The organism is Bacillus sp. 1NLA3E, from assembly GCF_000242895.2.
In the GTDB taxonomy this organism is placed as follows: domain Bacteria; phylum Bacillota; class Bacilli; order Bacillales; family Cytobacillaceae; genus Bacillus_BU.
In genome coordinates this window covers 807909-827969 of record NC_021171.1, presented here as the reverse complement: position 1 = coordinate 827969, position 20061 = coordinate 807909, and the positions used below count along the sequence as shown (strand labels likewise).

The 20061-nt window shown below is 36.8% G+C and carries 17 protein-coding genes and 4 pseudogenes; 9 read left to right on the top strand and 12 right to left on the bottom strand.

Features of this window, described 5'->3' with window-relative positions; genetic code table 11:
- Positions 1-78: 78 nt before the first annotated feature.
- The 3 genes from B1NLA3E_RS04110 to B1NLA3E_RS04100 form a co-directional block, all read right to left on the bottom strand.
- Positions 79-1029, bottom strand: a complete 951-nt coding sequence (locus tag B1NLA3E_RS04110; RefSeq protein ID WP_041580288.1) for a cation diffusion facilitator family transporter — start codon at positions 1027-1029, stop codon at positions 79-81.
- Positions 1030-1220: 191 nt separating this feature from the next.
- Entirely contained in the window at positions 1221-2636 is a 1416-nt protein-coding gene (locus B1NLA3E_RS04105) for a SpoVR family protein (protein ID WP_041580287.1), read from the bottom strand.
- A 107-nt stretch (positions 2637-2743) separates the two neighbouring features.
- Positions 2744-3736, bottom strand: coding sequence for a M14 family zinc carboxypeptidase (locus B1NLA3E_RS04100; RefSeq protein WP_015592577.1), 993 nt, complete (start codon positions 3734-3736; stop codon positions 2744-2746).
- 146 nt (positions 3737-3882) lie between these two features.
- Between B1NLA3E_RS04100 and B1NLA3E_RS04095 the strand changes: the two genes are divergently transcribed.
- A complete protein-coding gene (locus tag B1NLA3E_RS04095) occupies positions 3883-4131 on the top strand; it encodes a YhdB family protein (RefSeq protein ID WP_015592576.1) in 249 nt (82 codons plus the stop codon).
- A 65-nt stretch (positions 4132-4196) separates the two neighbouring features.
- Here B1NLA3E_RS04095 and B1NLA3E_RS04090 read toward each other — a convergent pair whose 3' ends face one another.
- The gene (locus tag B1NLA3E_RS04090; RefSeq protein WP_015592575.1) at positions 4197-5942 is read right to left on the bottom strand and encodes a phospho-sugar mutase; all 1746 of its coding nucleotides are present in this window, start codon (positions 5940-5942) and stop codon (positions 4197-4199) included.
- Positions 5943-6225: 283 nt separating this feature from the next.
- Here B1NLA3E_RS04090 and B1NLA3E_RS04085 point away from each other — a divergent pair, with 283 nt between their 5' ends.
- Together B1NLA3E_RS04085 and B1NLA3E_RS04080 are read left to right on the top strand one after the other, a co-directional pair.
- Positions 6226-6663: a disulfide oxidoreductase gene (locus tag B1NLA3E_RS04085; protein ID WP_015592574.1), complete on the top strand. Its 438-nt coding sequence runs from the start codon at positions 6226-6228 to the stop codon at positions 6661-6663.
- A 2-nt stretch (positions 6664-6665) separates the two neighbouring features.
- Positions 6666-7139, top strand: a complete 474-nt coding sequence (locus tag B1NLA3E_RS04080) for a thioredoxin family protein (protein ID WP_041580897.1) — start codon at positions 6666-6668, stop codon at positions 7137-7139.
- A 32-nt stretch (positions 7140-7171) separates the two neighbouring features.
- Here the strand turns inward: B1NLA3E_RS04080 and B1NLA3E_RS04075 are convergent, their stop codons facing one another.
- Positions 7172-7570, bottom strand: a complete 399-nt coding sequence (locus B1NLA3E_RS04075) for a YhcU family protein (RefSeq protein ID WP_041580286.1) — start codon at positions 7568-7570, stop codon at positions 7172-7174.
- Positions 7571-7706: 136 nt separating this feature from the next.
- Here B1NLA3E_RS04075 and B1NLA3E_RS04070 point away from each other — a divergent pair, with 136 nt between their 5' ends.
- From B1NLA3E_RS04070 to B1NLA3E_RS23580, 5 genes and pseudogenes are all read left to right on the top strand, one after another.
- Entirely contained in the window at positions 7707-8609 is a 903-nt protein-coding gene (locus B1NLA3E_RS04070) for an RluA family pseudouridine synthase (protein WP_015592571.1), read from the top strand.
- A 322-nt stretch (positions 8610-8931) separates the two neighbouring features.
- Positions 8932-9549, top strand: coding sequence for a DUF47 domain-containing protein (locus B1NLA3E_RS04065; protein WP_015592570.1), 618 nt, complete (start codon positions 8932-8934; stop codon positions 9547-9549).
- 12 nt (positions 9550-9561) lie between these two features.
- A complete protein-coding gene (locus B1NLA3E_RS04060) occupies positions 9562-10551 on the top strand; it encodes an inorganic phosphate transporter (RefSeq protein ID WP_015592569.1) in 990 nt (329 codons plus the stop codon).
- Positions 10552-10706: 155 nt separating this feature from the next.
- Positions 10707-10835 (top strand): annotated as a pseudogene (locus B1NLA3E_RS23585) (transposase); the annotation flags it as partial.
- 74 nt (positions 10836-10909) lie between these two features.
- Positions 10910-11115: pseudogene (locus B1NLA3E_RS23580) on the top strand (transposase); the annotation flags it as partial.
- Between the two features lie 273 nt (positions 11116-11388).
- Here the strand turns inward: B1NLA3E_RS23580 and B1NLA3E_RS04055 are convergent.
- From B1NLA3E_RS04055 to ytvI, 4 genes and pseudogenes are all read right to left on the bottom strand, one after another.
- On the bottom strand, positions 11389-11952 hold the full coding sequence (locus B1NLA3E_RS04055) for an FAD-dependent oxidoreductase (RefSeq protein WP_015592567.1): 564 nt from the start codon (positions 11950-11952) through the stop codon (positions 11389-11391).
- 235 nt (positions 11953-12187) lie between these two features.
- Positions 12188-13119 (bottom strand): annotated as a pseudogene (tnpB, locus tag B1NLA3E_RS04050) (IS200/IS605 family element RNA-guided endonuclease TnpB); the annotation flags it as partial.
- A gap of 140 nt (positions 13120-13259) precedes the next feature.
- Positions 13260-13368: pseudogene (locus B1NLA3E_RS25945) on the bottom strand (helix-turn-helix domain-containing protein); the annotation flags it as partial.
- Between the two features lie 197 nt (positions 13369-13565).
- Positions 13566-14597, bottom strand: a complete 1032-nt coding sequence (gene ytvI, locus B1NLA3E_RS04045; RefSeq protein WP_015592564.1) for a sporulation integral membrane protein YtvI — start codon at positions 14595-14597, stop codon at positions 13566-13568.
- A gap of 307 nt (positions 14598-14904) precedes the next feature.
- On the opposite strand from ytvI, the gene B1NLA3E_RS23190 reads away from it, so the two are divergent.
- The gene (locus B1NLA3E_RS23190) at positions 14905-16782 is read left to right on the top strand and encodes an MASE3 domain-containing protein (RefSeq protein ID WP_015592563.1); all 1878 of its coding nucleotides are present in this window, start codon (positions 14905-14907) and stop codon (positions 16780-16782) included.
- A gap of 336 nt (positions 16783-17118) precedes the next feature.
- Here the strand turns inward: B1NLA3E_RS23190 and B1NLA3E_RS04035 are convergent, their stop codons facing one another.
- The 3 genes from B1NLA3E_RS04035 to B1NLA3E_RS04025 form a co-directional block, all read right to left on the bottom strand.
- Positions 17119-17544, bottom strand: coding sequence for a DUF4395 domain-containing protein (locus tag B1NLA3E_RS04035; protein WP_015592562.1), 426 nt, complete (start codon positions 17542-17544; stop codon positions 17119-17121).
- Positions 17545-18168: 624 nt separating this feature from the next.
- Positions 18169-19341 (bottom strand): GAF domain-containing sensor histidine kinase, encoded by a 1173-nt coding sequence (locus tag B1NLA3E_RS25525; RefSeq protein ID WP_015592561.1) that lies wholly within the window; start codon positions 19339-19341, stop codon positions 18169-18171.
- Positions 19342-19353: 12 nt separating this feature from the next.
- Positions 19354-20007 carry a response regulator gene (locus tag B1NLA3E_RS04025; RefSeq protein ID WP_041580285.1) on the bottom strand — a complete coding sequence of 218 codons (654 nt, stop codon included), beginning with the start codon at positions 20005-20007 and terminating at the stop codon, positions 19354-19356.
- Between the last annotated feature and the right edge of the window lie 54 nt (positions 20008-20061).

Genomic DNA, 20061 nt, shown 5'->3' with positions numbered 1-20061 from the left:
AACCAAACTGCAACATTTAGACAATCTCATTAAAAATTGGTATTTAGCTGAGTGATCATATGGACACTCTATCTTTGTTTATATTCTATCTTCTGGTTGTAGCGAACAATTGAATGTACCTTTTTCAATTTGAATCGTAGCATGTTCAATCCCGAACTGATCATGTAATTCCTTCGTCAATTTTTGAAGCATGACATCATTATCATCTATCTCGGATCGAACTAAATGAACAGTTAACACAGCTTCTGTCGTGCTCATTCCCCAAACATGGAGGTCGTGGACTTCTTCAACTGTTGGTATTTTAGATAAATAATCCTTAATCGTATTTACTTCAATTCCTGCCGGTACCGCATCCATTGATAAATTTAGTGACTCCTTTAATAATCCCCATGTTCCTAAGAAAATGACAATTGAAATCAACAAGCTGACTAGCGGGTCTAACCACAGCCATCCTGTCCATATGATGACAAATCCAGCTATTACAACACCAAGTGAAACTAAGGCATCGGCTGCCATGTGTAAAAAGGCTCCCCGAATATTCAAATCATGCTTACTTCCTGACATAAACAATAAAGCTGTTATGGTATTAATCAAAATGCCCACAAGTGCGACAATAATGACCGTTTTCCCTGCTACTGGTTGTGCGGAAGAAAATCGATGAATCGCTTCCCAGGCAATACCACCAATCGCTACCAGTAAAAATACTGCATTAAATAATGCTGCCAAAATAGAGCTTCTTTTATATCCATATGTTCGCTTTTCTGATGGTGCCTTTTTCCCAAGCCAAACCGCAATCCAAGCAATAACTAAACCAAGAACATCGCTAATATTATGACCTGCATCAGCAAGCAAAGCTAAAGAATCCCCCAATAAACCATAGATCACTTCGATAATAATAAAAATAGTGTTCAGAAAAATACCAAAACCAAAAGCAAATCCATAATTAGCTGGACTATGACTATGACTATGACTATGACTATGACTATGACTATGTCCATGGTGATGATCGTGCGAATGATGATGTGACATTTTTTTCTCTCCCATTACAAGTGACAGACTGTGAAGTTTCACTTTGACTCCCACTTCTCTATTTAACATTCAAATACCTATTTGATTATATAATATTGAAAAACCTGTTTTATTGTCAATCGAACTTCGCAATATTTAGAAAAAAAAACGAAAAGAGTGACCCATCAATTCGGGCCACTCTTCTCCAATCATCATATATATTTCCGATGAATCCCCTTACCATCATAAGAATACATCATCGTTCTACCTTCGATCATTGTCTCCATATGAACTGTTCTGCCCCAAAGCTGGTGAATATACGGTAACACCTTCTCTAAGTATTTCACATCTAGTTCAATCCCCTCAAACCAATGTTTTATATAAAGCTCACCATTTTTGGAATAGTCCCCATCATTTACCGTCAGATAAGGGAAACCTCCGTTCACTCGCATATTAACAAGCTGATCTCGTACACCTTCCCATTGTTTATCAACAATTTTATAATCCTTTCCTTGCTTCTGGAACAAATACATATCCTCACGCAGCACAAGATCCTTTGTTAAATAATTACGAAGAAAAGAAATATCTGACTCGATTTCCCTTACCTCGAACAATTTCTCCCGCCCTGACCCTGGTTTAACACCGTGCTTTTTCATCTCTTCATCTGGATTGTCATAGCGTTCTTCGATATCCTCTAATATTTTTAAGCCCAAATAATATGGGTTGATTCCTGTGCGAGATGGCTGTACCACACCAGCATTAAGCTTAGCAAATTCAATCGCTTCACCAGGTGTTAAATCCATTTCTCTTAGGATACGTTGATGCCAGAATGATGCCCAGCCTTCATTCATAATTTTTGTTTCTAGCTGAGGCCAGAAATAAAGCATTTCCTCACGCATCATCGTCAGAATATCACGCTGCCAATCCGTTAGTTCTCTACTATAACTTTCAATAAACAAAAGCAAATCCTTTTCTGGACGTGGGGGGAATTTCTTTTTCTTATTTGGCTGGTCCTGCCTTTTTTGACCTTTACTATCTAAATTCCAAAGATCATCATATTGACTTGCTCGCGGTTTATCTTCACTTTCTTCGTAATCCTCATCTTCCGACCAAGCAAGCTTAGGGCGCATGAGCGATGGATCAATATGCTCCTCGATGGCAAGGACTGCATCTAAAAACGTTTCCACTTCATCCTTACCATATAAAATCTCGTATTGACGGACTCTATCCGCTGTTGCAGCCATACTTTCCACCATATCGCGCTTTGTATTTTGAAACCGAATATTATTTTTGAAAAAATCACAATGGGCAAGAACATGAGCCACAATCAATTTATTTTGAATTAAAGAGTTTGAATCAAGCAAAAAGGCGTAGCAGGGATCCGAATTGATGACAAGCTCATAGATTTTAGATAAACCAAAATCATAATGAAGCTTCATTTTATTAAATTGTTTTCCAAAGCTCCAATGGGAAAACCTCGTCGGCATGCCATAGGCACCAAATGTATAAATAATATCTGAAGGGCAAATTTCATATCGCATTGGGTAATAATCCAAGCCAAATCCTTTGGCAATTTCGGTTATTTCCCCAATCGCATATTCCAATGCCTTACGTTCTGCTTTGTCCACACATCTCTCCCCCTTCTTCTCCTTATAACAATATATGAAGGAAAAAGAGGAATAATGAGCTTGTTTTACAATCACTCTTTTAAAAAGCAGGAAGTATGGAACTCCGATTATTGATTCTTCATATTCACAGCTTCATTAGCCAGTAAAATCCCAACTAATTCATTTCGTTTCCATTCCTCTGAAAAAACCGACAAGGGTGGGTTCGTCTCTCCTACAAGTGGACTGATCTCTAATGTCATTCCTGGCCGATGGAAATTGGTAATAAACCAATCGGTAAAACCTCCCCCAATCGCATTTTTTAAAGGGGTTCCTAGTGAATATCCTGTCAACAACGAAACCTTTTCCGCCAGTAACTTGTCTCGCCTCAAATAATCTCCATTTTTATATTTCCAGAAAATTTCTCGTCCTGACGAGTGATACGAAACAGCTATTAACGGGTTCAATTGTTTTGTGAACTCTGTTATCGCCCTTACTTCACTTTCCTGCTGAGATATTCTTCCTTTATATAATTCATACCAAGGAATTGGTGTCATATTCTTGAGATGATTCCAACCTTCAGGATATTGCCTATTTAGATCCACACCCAAACCATTTGCTTTCCATTTTGAGAAATCAGGGGAATAGCCGTTCATTTCAAATAACTTATCACTACTTCCCACGTCAAGTGCCTGCAAGCCCTGTTGTTGAATGGTAACACCATCAGGATTTAGCATTGGCACAAACCAAATTGAAATTTCATCAAAAATCCTTGTCGTAAAAGGGCCATATTGTTCTCCACTGTGATAAGCCTTCGCGTATTGTTCGAGCATTACCATCAACAATGAGGAGGTTAACCATTCACGGCCATGATGGGCACCAATCATTAAAATATTTTTTTCCCCTTTTCCAAGCCTCACTCCCCAAACATTACGCCCAAAATGGGACATTCCTATTTTTTTGATAGAAACCTCCTGTGGGTATATCTGATTTAATTTTTGTAAATCTGCGCTTAACTTTTCATATGTATAAACAGTATTAGAATGAACCACTTCGGCAACACCGCTCGCCGGATTATTAAACATTAACCATCCTAAGAAAAATAATAAGTACTTTTTTATCATAATTACCCCTTTTTTATTTAAAATCCCACGATTACTTCCATTTATGCAGAGAAAATCATATGTTCCAACAACACCAACATTTACTGCGGAATATCTGCGGAAATCTCCATAAACTATAATCAACTCCTAATAAGGAGGAGAGACATTTGAATAAAGTGGATTATGACCGCGCGTTATACTATACGCACCGATCGCAATGGGATAATTTATTGATTTTGATGGTGAGAACAAAGGACCAATTCCTTGCCAAAAAAATTGAGCATTTTTTACACGCTTATCATTTTGAACATGATTATAACGCTATCGAAAAATCATTACACACTTTGCTAAGATATATTGATCACGCCAATGAAACAGCTACAGCATTGGTATTGAAAACACCTGCCACAGTTTAACTTGAGGACCACTAAAAAAACACGGCATCGATTCGATGCCGTGTTCATTATTTAAGCAGTTAATCCTAGCGCCCTATCGTTTCGTCCATTTTTTTCTCAACGAGATCCATAAATTTTTGTTCAACTGCTTTAAGTTTTTTGGTACTTGCTTCAAGCGTTTTATCATTTACCCCAAAATAAAACTTAATTTTTGGTTCCGTTCCTGACGGGCGCAAACATACCCAAGAACCATCTTCAAAATGATATTTAATTACATTTGATTTTGGAAGCTGAATCGTTTCAGTGCTCCCATCAGACTTTTGTCTAACGCTCAGTAAATAATCTTCAGAAATTGACACCTTAAGGTCCCCCAAATTTTTAAGAGGATTTGAACGGAAAGCAGCCAATGTTTGTTGGATACGCTCGGTTCCTTCTTTTCCTTTTAATGTTAACGAACGTAAGCCTTCTTGATAAAACCCATACTTTTCAAATAAAGAAATGAGCGCCTCATAAAGGGACATTCCCTGTTGTTTATAAAAAGCACAAACTTCTGCTGCAAGAAGAACAGCTTGAATCGCATCCTTATCTCGGGCGAAATCACTAATTAAATAACCATAACTCTCCTCATATCCAAACAAGAACTGATATTCCTTAGTTGTTTCGTATTCATTGATTTTTTCAGCAATAAATTTAAACCCGGTAAGAACATCAATGGTATCGATTCCAAAAGAAGCCGCAATGGTTTTGCCTAGTTCTGAGGTCACGATTGTTTTTAGGACCACGCCGTTAGCTGGGAGGATTCCTTTTTCCTGTTTCTGTGAAAGAATATAATGAAGCAAAAGTGAACCAGTTTGATTACCTGTTAAAACAATATAATTACCCTGATTATTTTTAACAGCGATTCCGAGACGATCGGCATCTGGATCTGTCGCGATCAAAAGATCTGCTCCAATTTTCTCTCCTTCTTTAATCGCAAGTTCAAACGCTGCATGCTCTTCAGGGTTTGGGCTTTTCACTGTGGAAAATTCTGGGTCAGGAAGTTCCTGTTCTTTAACCACTGTAACATTTTTAAAATTCATGGCAGCTAAAGCACGTCGAGCAGGCTTATTTGCGGTACCGTGTAAAGGAGTGAAAACGATTTTTACATCTGATTCCTGAGCAACTCTAGGATTTTCAGAAATCGTCACTAGCTTTTCTAAATACGCTTGATCAATTTCCTCATCAATTAGGACAATTAAGCCCTTTTCTTTCAGATTTTGCTCATCCGCAACTTCAATTGTCAGTTCATTCTCTATTTCATTAACCTTTGCAATCACTTCATCTGCACTATGTGGAGGAAGCTGTCCCCCATCTGGACCGTACACCTTGTAGCCGTTATATTCAGGCGGATTATGACTAGCTGTTACAACAATTCCAGCAAATGCATTTAAATACCTTACCGCAAAAGATAACTCTGGGGTTGGTCTTAATTCGGTAAACACATATGTTTTAATGCCACGAGTGGCTAGGGTTTTTGCAGCCTCCATCGCAAACTCTGGAGATTTATGACGGGAATCATAAGCAATAACAACACCACGATTTTTTGCTTCAAGTCCATTTAATTCGATGTATGCTGCCAAACCTGCAGAAGCTTTTCGGACAGTATAAAGGTTCATTCGGTTTGTACCAGCACCAATAACTCCTCGCATTCCACCTGTTCCAAACTCTAGATCTTTATAAAAGGCGTCTTCGAGGTTCTGTTCATTTCCCTGTAATGCCTCTAGTTGAGCTCTCAGTTCTTGGTCCAATTGTTCAAATTGCAACCAATTTTCCGCTTTTACTTTCCAATCCATATTTCGTAACCTCCAATATATGTATTACACTTATAAATTTCGCTATTTTCTATCTTACTCCTTTAAAAGGCTTCCGAGTAATTATGACAACTTATGAAAATAGTCCCTAATATTCATTATACTTAACCTTTCGATTGTGAAACAACAGTATCTACATAAATAGTTTTTCCAAATTTATGGCTCCAAAGTAAAAAAATGTTTGAATTCAAGACAATATATTTTACATTTCATCCAAAATCACCCTATAATTCATTTGTAATTGATAATGATGGGAGCAAATGAAATGGCAAAGGATGAAAAAAAACAGCGTGAATCACTGTTATTTATAGCATGGGCAGCATCCGTTATCGCGATGTTTGGCAGTCTTTATTTTTCAGAGATTCTCAAATTTGAGCCGTGTAAGCTTTGTTGGTATCAAAGAATTCTCATGTACCCAATGGTGATTATTTTAGGCATTGCGGTCATTAGAAAGGATGATCGTATATCTTTTTACTCTATGATACTATCAGCCATTGGTGCTTGTATTTCCTTATACCATTACTCACTCCAAAAGGTCCCTTTCATGGCTGACCATGCAGTTACCTGCGGAAGAATACCATGTACAGGAGATTATATCAATTGGTTTGGATTTGTGACTATTCCGCTTCTAGCTCTTGTTGCGTTTGTCATTATTTTTATTTGTAGTATGCAAATTTGGAGACAAATAAGGGGGAGAGATTGAATTTGAAAAAGGTCATTATTTTTCTAATCGGAGTTATTGTTATATTTGCTGGTGCTTCTTTTTACACTAATATGAAAAATAAGGAAAAATCAGCCGATAATACTTCAACAAAGGAACAGCTAAGTGCCATTACAGGGGATCAAACGAATGAAACATCTAACAATCCAAATTTAATTTTGCCGGAAGATTTACAAAAAAAAATAGCTAATAAAGAAAATGCAACCGTGTATTTCTATAGTCCTGAATGTACCCACTGCCAAAAGACAGCTCCGATTGTGGTACCTTTAGCAAAAGAAATGGGTATACAACTACTACAATATAATGTACTTGAATATGAGCAAGGCTGGGACGATTATAATATCGAAGGAACACCCACGATTGTTCAGTTTAAAAATGGAAAAGAAACAGCCAGAATTGTTGGATATAATGAAAAAGAAGCCTTTAAGGCATGGTTTAATGAAAATACGATAAAATAGAGGCTGACATTGTCAGCCTCTTATTGTTTCCGTTATATTAAATATTGATTAGCAGCACTACTATAAATACTTAACATGTCTTCTCTCATGAATCGGAGATTTTTAAATTGATTATATTCAAACGGAAAATACATCCCCATTTCAGTTAACATGCTAGCATTTTTGTCAAAAATGCATTTATACTCGATTTGAGGCTCAATCATTTCTAAAATAGAAATAATTGTTTGTAAACAAGTGATGACCTTATACGCATCCCTTAAAGTATCAAATCCTGCGAAGTTACTTTGAACTGGCTGGAGTACTTTATTTTGCTCAAACCGCTTGATCTCATCATCAGAAAAGTATCGTGGAAAGATAACTGAATACATATCTTGAACAAGCTCCATTACCTTTTCTTCCTGCCCAGGAGTCGAAGCAAAAATAATTTTCACAAAAAAACCACCTTTAACAAACCATATATTCTTGTTAAACAGATACCATAAGAATAGCACATTTCGAAAACGATATAGCGTGGTAATTATAACCACAGTTTAGGTAAAGTAAAGCATTAACAAGGAGGTTTAACCAATGAACATTCAACGTAAAGGGGAATGGATGGAAATCATGACACCTTCCGAATGGAATGGGTACACAATAGATTACATCCTTCGAGATATCTGGCAAGGGCCTAAAAAGCAAATTCATCAACTTCGGACTGAAAAGGCTGTCCTCATAAATGGAACGCAAGCAAACTGGCATCAGAACCTCAAAATAGGAGATCGAATTCAGATTCAATTTTTTAATGAACAGGTTTTTGGAGTGATCCCGACTTACTTTGATATTAATATTCTATATGAGGATGATCATCTCCTTGTAGTCAACAAGCCTGGCGGTATGGACACACACCCTAATGAGCCTACCCAAAAGGATACACTCGCAAACGCAGTAGCTTATTATCTTCAAGCAAAGGGGGAGTTTAGAAAAGTCCTCCATATCCACCGTCTTGACCAAAATACTACAGGTGCTGTTCTATTTGCCAAGTATTCTTTTATAGGAGCCATACTAGATAAATTATTAGAAGAACGGAAAATTAAGCGGACATATTTAGCTCTAACTGATGGGATCATGAAGAAAAAGCAAGGAACGATTGATGCACCGATTGGTAGAGACCGGCACCATCCAACCAAAAGAAGGGTATCACCTACTGGGCAAAAAGCGGTTACCCATTACAAAGTACTCAATACCTTTCAAAATAAGAACTATTCCCTGATCCAATGTGATTTAGATACTGGAAGAACACATCAAATTCGTGTTCATCTTAGTGATATCGGGCACCCGATCACGGGTGATACATTGTATGGAGGAAATCCTATTTTCTTAAGACCGGCTCTCCATGCAGTTAACCTTACATTTATTCATCCCTTTACTGGAGAACCAATTGAAGTCTTAGCACCATTTTTAGATGACCCACCAATATTTCCGGGTATTTAAAAAAGGCTAACCGATTCAAGAGTCCCCATTTCGAGGTGACTCTTGATTTGGTCTAGTCTCATTTGTTTATTGAAAAGGCTTAATAGGCCTATAAAGTAAAGAAACGCTATCATTAGTTTTGCTCATACTTTTAAACTCCTTTGGGAACGTTAAACTTACATTCCTTTTAGTAGGTAGTTTCTTAATAATTTCTTTACAAAACAGTCTAATATTAAGATTTTGTAAATTTTGTTTACATACCCTTTTCTTTTTCGACAATTTTCAGCTACAATAATTCGGTTAGGATATTTTTATATTAGCAAAATTAATTGGGGGTACAACCATGGTTTTTAAAAAGAAAGATAAGTTCGCTATTATTTTATGTAATATTTCTGCAAATTTAAAAGAAAGCGCCGATTTTTTCGCTGACTATAAGCTTAAAAACGTTAGTGATTTAAAAATTTTCGCAGAAAAAATGAAGGAGTATGAAACAAAAGGAGATTCTTTCATTCATGAGGTAACAGTTGATTTAAATAATGCCTTTATTACACCAATTGAGCGAGAAGATATTTTACATTTAGCGATGAGCATGGATGATGTCCTTGACGGAATTGAAGGATGTGCTGCATTGTTTGAAATGTATTCCATAACTGAAGCTGACAACTTCATGATTAAATTTGTCGATGCGATCCGTAATGCTGCCATTGAAATCGATCAAGCAGTTGAATTGCTTTCAACAAAAAAACTGCTTAATATTAGAGACCATGCCATCAAAATTAAAGATTATGAATCAACCTGTGATGGGATTCTACGCCAATCGATTAAGCATCTATTTGCCACTGAAAAAGATCCTATCCGCATTATTCAATATAAAGAAATATATGAAACCCTTGAAGATATTGCTGATTATTGCCAAGCTGTAGCCAATACACTTGAAACCATTATCATGAAAAATGCGTAAGGAGCCGACTCAATGTTAATTATCACAATACTTATTGTTGTATGTGCCCTTGCATTTGATTTTATTAATGGGTTTCACGATACAGCTAATGCCATTGCAACATCGGTTTCGACTAAAGCCCTTAAGCCCAGACATGCGATTATTTTAGCTGCTTGTATGAACTTTCTAGGTGCTATTTCTTTTACCGGAGTTGCCAAAACAATCACCAAAGATATTGTTGATCCTTTTACACTCCATAATGGTCCAACAGTTATTCTTGCTGCTTTAATCGCTGCTATTATATGGAACTTACTAACTTGGTATTTTGGTATTCCAAGTAGCTCGTCTCATGCGATTATCGGATCAATTGCCGGTGCTGCTATTGCAGCTGCCGGGTTTAGCTCATTAAACTATGCCGGATTTATAAAGATCATTGAAGCATTAATTTTATCGCCAATTTTAGCATTTGCTGTTGGTTATGCTGTTTATACCATTTTTAAGATTGTTTTTAAAAATTTAAACTTAACGAAAACCAACCGAAATTTCCGCTTCTTTCAGATTGGGACTGCTGCCTTGCAGGCCTATACACACGGGACTAACGATGCACAAAAGGCAATGGGAATTATCACGATGGCCTTGATTGCTAATAACTATCAATCCTCCGACGATATTCAATTGTGGGTGCAAATTGCCTGTGCTATCTCCATGGGACTTGGAACATCAATCGGGGGATGGAAGATCATTAAAACAGTTGGCGGGAAAATCATGAAAATTCGCCCAGTAAACGGGGTAGCTGCCGATTTAACAGGTGCAATGATTATTTTTGGTGCAACGTATATTCATCTTCCTGTTAGTACAACACATGTCATCTCCTCCTCTATTCTAGGAGTAGGTTCCTCCCACCGTTTAAAAGGGGTTAAATGGGGAACTGCACAACGGATGTTGATTACCTGGGTTATTACCTTACCAATATCAGCATTAGTAGCCGGCTTAATATATTTTATATTAAATGCAATTTTTTAAAAAAGAAAGCGGCTGTCGGGAAACTCTCGGCAGTCTATTATTTTACCTAAAAAAATTAATAATTCACCGCGTTAATTTATTGAGATATTATTAATGATTATTTATTTATAGGCTCTTCAATAGGTCTGTTGATTTCCGTTCCAGGCGCTTCAAAACGGACGCCTACTGATCCCCTTATTCTTTTTTAAATGATGTTCATTGGTTATCTTTATGGCATTCGTTCTGAACGGGAAATAAGAACAAACGTCCCCTACCGTTGGTTTTTAGGTTTGAAATTCAAGGACTCAGGAATATTTTGATGACTTGAACAAAGCAATAGGAGAATCAAACACGGAAAAAGCCATTAAAAGAAAAGGAGAATCGCTTATCTAAATCAGGAAAAATGCTTTATAAATTTAGAAAAGAAAAAATTGAGCGAAGCTGCATGGGCTTCGCTCCTGCCGGTTACGAGGATTTAAGAATATAAGTGAACAGGCTCTCCTTACTGCAGCCTTCCAAAACATAAAAAAAATTGCAACACATTTAGCTAGGTTGGATAAGGTGTGCTGCAATTCTAAAGGTTGATTTGCCCCCTGTTGATTGGAGCGGAAGGTGCGAAGACTCCTGCGGGAGCAGCGGGACAGGTGAGCCTCCTCGGCGCTTTAGCGCCGAGGAGGCTCACCGCCCGCCCCGCGGAAAGCGAAGCACCTGGAGCGGAGATCAACAGGTCCCTTAGCATAGACAATCTCATATTAAAAATTGGCATTTAATTTTCTAACAAAATGAAATTTTGCCGAGATAATAACCTTTTTCAACAATAAGAGGGTGTCTACAGACACCCTCTTTCTTTTGTGCTTATTATTTTTTTATTACATCATGATCAACATAACGTGTGCCATTTAATTCACTTATCACGTTAATTGCAACACTTGCGCCATTACCTGCAGTGATAATCGTATGAACGCTTACACCAGCGATCGTTCCGGCTGCCCAAATTCCACTTTTATTCGTTTTACCATTTTGATCAACATCTACCACTGTTTTTATTCTTGGTTCAGTTCCAGCCTTTGTCACCACACCAATTTTTTCAGCAAGATCGGTTAATGCCCCAGTTGCTAAAATTACATGTTGAGCCTTATAGGAACCTTGTTCAGTTTGAATCACATAGCTTCCATTGTCTTCCTGAACATCTGTTACTTCCTCTTTTTTATAGTCAGCACCGAATTTAGTTGCTTGCTTTTGTCCAATCGCAAGTAATTCTGGCCCTTCAATCGCTTCAATCCCATAATGGTTTTCCATCCACGCTCTTGCCGTCATGCTTTTTCCATGGTCAAGTAAAAGTGTCTTTTTCCCTGCTTTGGCAGAAAATAGTGCTGCACTTGCCCCAGCGGGCCCCGCACCAATAATAGCTATATCAAACATAAAACACTCTCCTAGCGAATTATTTATTTATCCAATAAGATAAATTTAGATTAATATGAATAAATTGTAAAACCATCTGCTTATCAACTCATTTAGCTTACTCGCTTTTTCTAAAAATATGACTTTCCAGTCCGATTTGAAAGAACAACGCCATTGAACTACCCCTCCTTATCAAACCTTACGGTCTGATTGAAAAAGGGGATTCCTATGAACACCGAAGTATCCTTCAGTTATTTTAATAGGCTAGCCCCGCAGTCCCTGCGGTTAGAAGTCTTATGGCTTCATTTTTAAGATTGATACTTGCGTTAATATCTCTGTTCTCATGATAGGTATGGCATTTTGGGCATTCCCATTCACGTAATCCAAGATTTTTTACGTCTTTGTTTTGATAGCCACAACAAGAACAAAGTTGACTGCTGGCGAAGTTCTTGGCTACGGTTATGACTTGTCTACCGTACCATTTAGCCTTATATTCAATCATACTTTTGAATTGCGACCAAGATACCTCACTAATGGCTTTGGCAAGATGATGATTCTTTAACATGTTTGATACTGACAAATCTTCCATCCCAATAATGTCGTGGTTTTTGACAATTTGGGTGGAGATTTTGTCTAAATAGTCTTTTCTTGCGTTCGTTATTCTCTCATGAATACGTGCGACTTTTCTTTTGGCTTTGTACCAGTTCGCACCGCCTATCGTTCGTCTGCTCATAGTTTGTTGTGCTTTGACTAACTTTTCTTCTAGTGTACGGAAAAACTTTGGATTGGAATAGATCGTTCCATCTGAAAGAATGGCAAAGTTTTTAATGCCCAGATCAACTCCAACAACAGAGTTTGATTTAGATAATTCTGCTACTTCTATTTCTGTTCCGAGAGAAACAAAGTATTTACCAGAAGGATTTCGTCTAATGGTTGCATTCAAAATTCTTCCTTCTACTTCACGACTTTTCGAAAACGGACATGACCTAGCTTTGGTAATTTTATATAGTTGTTCATGACAGCTATATTCCCATTCGTCTGTTTAGTGGTATAAGATTGAACTCTATTCTTTTTTGATTTAAAAAGTGGTTGTTTATTCTGCTTTTTGTAATATCGACCACAGGAATCCGCTAAGTTCTCAACCGATTTTTGCAAAGCAATACTGTCGACTTCCTTCAAAAAAGAATAATGCTTCTTAAGTTCAGGCAGTGATTTTAATGTTTCATATTTGTTTAGGAATTGGCCCCTCCAGTTATTTATCGGAAGTTGACCGTTTTGAACCATTTCTTCGACAATATACCAATAAGCATCTTTTTCTTTTTGTTTGCCTAGAAAAAAATTGAAGACAAATCTTGAACATCCGATGGTTTTATTAATTAATTCAATCTGTTTTTTATTTGGATAAATACGAAATTTATAGGCTTTGTTGACCTGCATGAATCTCACCTCACTAAACAGGAACATTCGTTCTTATTATACCATGGTGAGGAACGTTTTGGCTAACGCCAACCGACATTCATCTCCCACCTACTCATTGGGCTCCTCCCTTCACATTCCTTGAGGTGGGAGTCTTCTGTCGGAGAACGATAAAAAATGAGGCTCTCCCCAAAGAGTCACCTCATTTTTATATGATATTAAATTTTAAAATTCATTTTAATGATGTTGGCCTTTTTTAACGTGTCATAAACAATTACCACTGCTGGTCCTAGAAACACTCCTACTATACCTAGCAACTTAAAGCCGATATATAAACTAATAAGTGAAGCAAGCGGGGAAATTCCCAAACTACTTGAGTACACCTTAGGCTCAATAATCCTTCTAACGATCGTGATTACAAAAAACAAGATGATCAGTCCAATTCCTAAAAAAGAATTATCTTGAAGAATAGCTACCACAGCCCATGGAACCAAAACAGACCCTGTCCCCAGAATTGGTAAAATATCTACAACGACGATTAACAATGAAAGCAAGGCTGTGTATGGAACGCGTAATATAGTTAAGCCGACAAAAGCCATAGTAAATGTTATAAAACTTAGGATAATTTGTGCTTTAATAAATCCTATACCAGCCTTGCTCAATTGGGTTGTAACTAAATAAAACTTCTTTTTCGTTTGGTCAGTTAAATAATTATCTAGCTTAACTTTCAACTTTGGAAGTTCAAGACTGATCAAAAATAGAGCCACTAAGTAAATTAAAAACTCGATTAAAAAACCTGGAATCACGGTTAAAAAATTTATAATGGCTTGAACCATTCCTTGCATGAATGAATCAAGCGAATTGATCGAGTTTTCTACAGTATTTTCAATTGACCCAATAACATCCTTTGGCAAACTCTGTGAGTATGACTCCCATTTTTTAATTAATGGTTTAATAGCAGAACGATAAAGATCTTTCACAAAGGTTGGGGTTTTCTCAGACAACGTCACAGTTTGGGTGGTTATAATTGCAATGGTATTATATCCAATTACCACAAGCATAAGCACGTAGCCTGTAAATACTGCAATAACCGATTGTAGTCTGCTGAATCGTAACTTTTCAATTAGCCAACTAACCAGCCCCTCCAGTAATAACGCTGTAAGAAGTGCAAAAATTAGTGGCAAACTATGCGGTAAAATAAAAATAGCGAGGACAACCCCTAAAAAAACAAAAATCCATTTTTTCCACATCAACTGCTAAACTCTCCTTATTTTATCCTCCACGAGGCTTCATTCTTAGTTAAAGGAAAAGAGATAGATATTAACTTTTTCCACTCGTCCAATTTATCCTCCTTTCATTTTACTATAAATTGCAATGGGCTGCCTTACCGTAATTGAAAAAACTCCAAGATTGTAAGCACTCTTTGATTTAAATATAAAATCAATATTGACCGCGCTGTTTTGTAACGATAGTATATATTTGTGACTATTTTAAAAATTAGGAAAACAATGAACCACTTCATGGATCATGCTAAATGACCACCCTTACTAAAATCACATGAAAGAGATGATAAAATTGTGGACCCCTAACACCTTTGAAAGAAAAATCTTACTTTATGCTGTTAGTGGCACATTATTATTTGTGCTATTTCATTTTTATTTTCTAGATATTTTCCCTACCTACATCCCAAAATTTTATACGAGCTTTCATATCATTCTAGAATTTTTTAGTATTTCTATATCGATAGCTATATTCACTTATGGGTGGAAAGTGTTCTCCTATACCAAATCCAGAAGATTAATATTATTATCCTTCATCTTTTTTACTATTGGGATCCTTGACCTCCTTCATACTCTTTCCTTTAAAGAAATGCCTTATTTTATTACAGAGGGTTCAATCAATAATTCCATTTGGTTCTGGCTTGTTAGTAGACTTACCGCTTCAATCTTTGTTACTATCATTCTCTTAATTCCTGACAAAAGAATGAAAAGGGATCCAAGGTTCCTACTTTTTTTCATTTCAATTGTTTATATTTCTCTTGTTGCCCAAACCATTTTTGCTTTTGAAGACAAGTTGCCATTAGTCGTAATAGAAAGAATTGGAACCACTCCTTTAAAAAACGGCATCGAGTATTTCGTTAGTTTTCTATATTTGGCCTCCATGGTCATAAATTTTGTTCATTACAAAAAAACAAAAAAAACTTCTTCTTTGTACATCTTATTGTCATTTTATTTTTTACTTATCTCTGAGTTAATTTTCACAATGTATCGAAGTGTTTATGATTTTGATAATTTTACTGGCCATATCTTCAAAGTAATCGGTTATTTTTTCATTATGAAAGGTTTTTACTTTTCAGCGATTAGCGAAGACAAAATTGCTGAGGAAAAAATTCGTCGTGCAAGGCAAGAACTGGACGATATCATCCGTGAACAGCAAGGCCTGATTTTTATATTTAGAAAACGAGGAAATGAATTTTTCCATACATTATGCAATGGTGAACTCCTTTATAAAATGGGATTAGATCCAAAAAAAATCAGGAAACAGAAATTAGAGGAAGTCCTTCCGTCAAATGCAGAGCATCTTTTGCACTATTATAATCTTGCCTGGAATTCAGGAGAAAAGGTTACCTTTGAAATGGACTATCATGATCTTTCCTTATTTTTCTCTTTAAAACCGATTTTTCTTGACGGTCAAGTTGTAGAAGTTATCGGATCGGCGACGGATATCACAAAAGTTAAGCATATGGAAGAGTTGATTCGAAGTTCTGAGAAGCTCGGGGTTTTGGGGGAACTTGCAGCTGGGATTGCCCATGAGGTTCGCAATCCTTTGACAACATTAAAGGGGTTTTTACAACTAATTAAAACTGATATTAGTGAACAAAACCAAACCTATGTAAACATAATGTTAGAAGAGGTCGACCGGATTGAACTGATTACCAACGAATTCATGGCTGTAGCAAAACCTCAAGCTTTGCATTATAAATCAGAAAACATTACCACCATCATCAACCAAGTGGTTGCACTTTTACAGCCACAGGCAATTATGAATAATATAGAAATTATTATTCACAAACAAGAACAACTGAACCCAGTAATCATTTGTGAAAAAAATCATTTAAAGCAAGTCTTTATTAATCTTATTAAAAACGCATTCGAGGCTATGCCTAAAGGCGGTACTTTGATGATTAAGATTGGACAAGAGGATTCAAACTATATTCATATCGATTTTATCGATACGGGTATTGGAATATCAAATGAGACACTAAAAAAACTTGGTGAACCTTTCTTTACTTTAAAAGAAGGTGGCAATGGGCTTGGTTTGATGATGTGCAAAAAAATGATTGAATCACATCAAGGGGAACTAAAAGTATCTAGTAAGCTTGGAATAGGAACAACATTTAAGATTATCCTCCCCATACATCGAGCTTTTGAGTAGTGGATGCCATACTTAAACAAAAAACAGGACCTAAGGATCCTCAGACTGTCGAGAAACTCTCGACAGTCTATTATTTCACCTAAAAACTTTAGTGATTAACCGCGTTAATTTGTTAATAAATAGGCTGTTCAATACGTCTGTTGATCTCCGTTCCAGGCGCTACGCTTTCCGTGGGGCGGGCGGTGAGCCTGGAGAGGAAATCAACAAGTCCGTTAGCATGGACAATCTCATATTAAAAATCGGCATTCAATGTTCTGACAAAAATGAAAAATTGCCGAGAAAATAAACTTTCTCGACAATCTGAGGACCTAAAGGATCCTGTTTTTTGTTTGGAAACTATTGAATGGATCTCCTGTACATGTATTGTTGCCATTGAAAGCGAATAAAGCAACCAACACAAAAGCCCAAGATAGCAACAAATGCAGCTATGCCGACCATAATTGTGAAAACGTAGGCTACAATGGTCCAGCCTAATAAGAAGCTTACTAAGCCTAACGCTAGACAAACAACGGAAATGACTTGATTAAACTGTTGCTGATTCCAATCTTCTGGAATATATTCTGAAGGTTGTTTTTTCAAAAATAATTTAGCAAATTTCATTACGGGATTAAAGCCAAAAAATAGGCCCATTAATCCAGCTAACAATGGAAATGCCAAGACCCATTCTTGACCAGATATTAAAGAAATGCATACAGATATAACTATAAACCACTGATTTGTACGGACAAGAGGTCGAGGGATTGATTTATCTTGTTTCTTCATTCATTTCAACTCCACATTAAACTTAAATTTAATCTAAAAACTTAAACCAACTTTTCTTATGGGGTTTATTAGATTAAGATTAAGTTCATTTTATCCCCTTTCCCCTCATTTGTGAAGTGTTTTCTTATGTTTTTCCGAAAATTATTAATATAACAAACTAATGGCAATGACTTCTATTTTCATCAGTTATTTTGTTGCTTCCCATCCTTTTGTTTTTTTTATGAATAGAAGAGACCTACTTTTGATCCTAAACCAAATCAATATCGGGCCTAAAAGGTTGAATCCGAATATGATTATGACGAGGGTCCAAATAAACCACACCGAGTTAATATGATTTATGCAAAAGCAATTGGTCTAACACAGGGTACCATATCACGTGAGGTAAGGAGCGATATGTGGATTTCAACGGGGCTCTCTGTTCTTCAGGGGATTCTGATCATACTCATTACAATCAATCGTAACGTTCCTTTGATATTCGCGAACTTCTCCCTACCTTTCAATCTGGGCTTCCAAAAATGCTTGAGGCAAGCCGCCACCATAATGCGTACTAGGCAATAGCTACGATGATGACGGCAAACAGGGTAAGTTTTTAGACAGTAACCAACAACATTTTGCGAAATTGGTTTAAATCGAAGCTGTTCCTGATATTGGTACTTCCAAAAATAGTTTTGTACCTTTTCCCGGAATGGACTGCAAATGAAACACTCCACCAACGGCACGAGCTCTTTCTTCCATGCTGAAAATCCCTACTCCTCTGGAAACTTGACTTGGTTCAAACCCTTTTCCACAATCCTCTACCGATACTATTACGGTATTTTCTAATTCCTTCAATGTGATCCATGCTTCTTTCACATCAGCATATTTACGGATGTTCGTTAAGGCTTCTTGAATAATCCGATATATCGTAAGTTCTTTGTTAATATCTAAGCGGTGATGCAGAAAACAATTAAAATGGACTTCAATATGATAAAAATTACTGTATCTACCCAAAAAGGAACGAATGGCTGGTACAAGTCCAAGATCATCAAGAACAGAAGGACGTAATTCCCATGAGATTTCTCTAACTTCCTCAATTAATTGCTTGGCTTCCCTCTGCATCTGTTCAATTAATGGATGATTAATCTGTGCTTGTAGCAAGTTAATGGTAATTAAATGACTGTATAAATTTTGGCCTAGGCCATCATGCAGATTTCTTGAAATACTTTTTCGCTCTTCTTCTTGAACATCAATAATTTTTGTCGCCATTTTTTGCAGTTCATCTTCAAATGTTTTTCGCTGTGTAATTTCATAATCAAGCGATAATTTCAAATCAACTAATTCCTGCATAGATCTCTTCAACTCTTCTTTTAACTCGAGATTTGCTAGCATTTCTTCCATATTTTTCGCAAAATCTTGAACAACCAATCGTTCATTTTCTAAGAAAGTATAAGAACTCCTTCGTCCAACCAACAACGCCCCTTTTGGGGAACTGTTTAGAAAAATGGGAACGGCATAGGTTGAAATTAGCTTTTCAGCCAGCATTATTGGATACTCAATTGCTTTACCTAAAATATGATTTGGAAAATGGTCAATCATCATCGGACTGCCTGTTGAAATCACTTTCCCAGCAATCCCTTTCCCATAGCGCACCGTGATTTTTTTATACTTTTCATTACGGTTACCAACCGCATAATGCCATCTAATATCTGGACCGATGGTATTTTGAATGGCCAACCCTACAAAATCACAGTTTATTTGATTCAAAAGTTGATCACAGGACTGTATAACAGCGGGATCATTATCTATCCCTTTCATCATAGTTCCGTTCCTCTACATTCCATACCCAAGAAGCCCCTTTTTTAATGCAAAAGCGACAAGTTCAGGTCTCGTTTTCATTTTCAGTTTCTCCATTAACTTTCCTTTGTGAGTTTCCACTGTTTTTACGCTAATCGTTAATTGTTCAGCAATCTCTTTATTTGAAAAACCTTTCGCAATGAGTGTTAGGACTTCCTTTTCTCGATCTGAAAGGAGGCCGTATGTATCCGTTTTTCCTTGTTTAACAGTCCCCATATACTCATTCATTAATTTCTTTGTAGCCGAGGGATTAAGATAGGCATCACCTTCAGCAACGGATCGTATTGCACCCAATAGTTCATCTTGAGGAGCACTTTTCAGAATACAACCAGCTGCCCCCGCTTGGATGGCACGGAAAAGATATTCTTCATCGTCATGCATCGTTAAAATTAAAATTGCCATATCTGGCTTCAGCTTTTTTAACTCAAAAGTTGCTGAGAGCCCGTCTTTACCATGTGGCATACTTAAATCCATCAACACAACATCTGGATTCAATTCAATCGCCTTTTCTATTCCTTCATTACCCTCGGAGGCATCACCGACTACTTGCATATCAGAGTGGTTATTTAGCAGCATGGATAAACCCATCCGTACAACTGCATGGTCATCTACAAGTAAAATTTTAATCAAGGTTAACCCACCTTTAATTGTTGCGTCATTTAGGATGTCTAACTTTTTCAACCT

Coding starts and splice junctions, on each gene's coding strand:
- B1NLA3E_RS04085 (WP_015592574.1), top strand. CDS start 6,226: ATGGCAAAGGATGAAAAAAAACAGCGTGAATCACTGTTATTTATAGCA.
- B1NLA3E_RS04060 (WP_015592569.1), top strand. CDS start 9,562: ATGTTAATTATCACAATACTTATTGTTGTATGTGCCCTTGCATTTGAT.
- B1NLA3E_RS04110 (WP_041580288.1), bottom strand. CDS start 1,029: ATGTCACATCATCATTCGCACGATCATCACCATGGACATAGTCATAGT.
- B1NLA3E_RS04065 (WP_015592570.1), top strand. CDS start 8,932: ATGGTTTTTAAAAAGAAAGATAAGTTCGCTATTATTTTATGTAATATT.
- B1NLA3E_RS04055 (WP_015592567.1), bottom strand. CDS start 11,952: ATGTTTGATATAGCTATTATTGGTGCGGGGCCCGCTGGGGCAAGTGCA.
- B1NLA3E_RS04070 (WP_015592571.1), top strand. CDS start 7,707: ATGAACATTCAACGTAAAGGGGAATGGATGGAAATCATGACACCTTCC.
- B1NLA3E_RS25525 (WP_015592561.1), bottom strand. CDS start 19,341: ATGATGAAAGGGATAGATAATGATCCCGCTGTTATACAGTCCTGTGAT.
- B1NLA3E_RS23190 (WP_015592563.1), top strand. CDS start 14,905: ATGAAAGAGATGATAAAATTGTGGACCCCTAACACCTTTGAAAGAAAA.
- B1NLA3E_RS04035 (WP_015592562.1), bottom strand. CDS start 17,544: ATGAAGAAACAAGATAAATCAATCCCTCGACCTCTTGTCCGTACAAAT.
- ytvI (WP_015592564.1), bottom strand. CDS start 14,597: ATGTGGAAAAAATGGATTTTTGTTTTTTTAGGGGTTGTCCTCGCTATT.
- B1NLA3E_RS04090 (WP_015592575.1), bottom strand. CDS start 5,942: ATGGATTGGAAAGTAAAAGCGGAAAATTGGTTGCAATTTGAACAATTG.
- B1NLA3E_RS04100 (WP_015592577.1), bottom strand. CDS start 3,736: ATGATAAAAAAGTACTTATTATTTTTCTTAGGATGGTTAATGTTTAAT.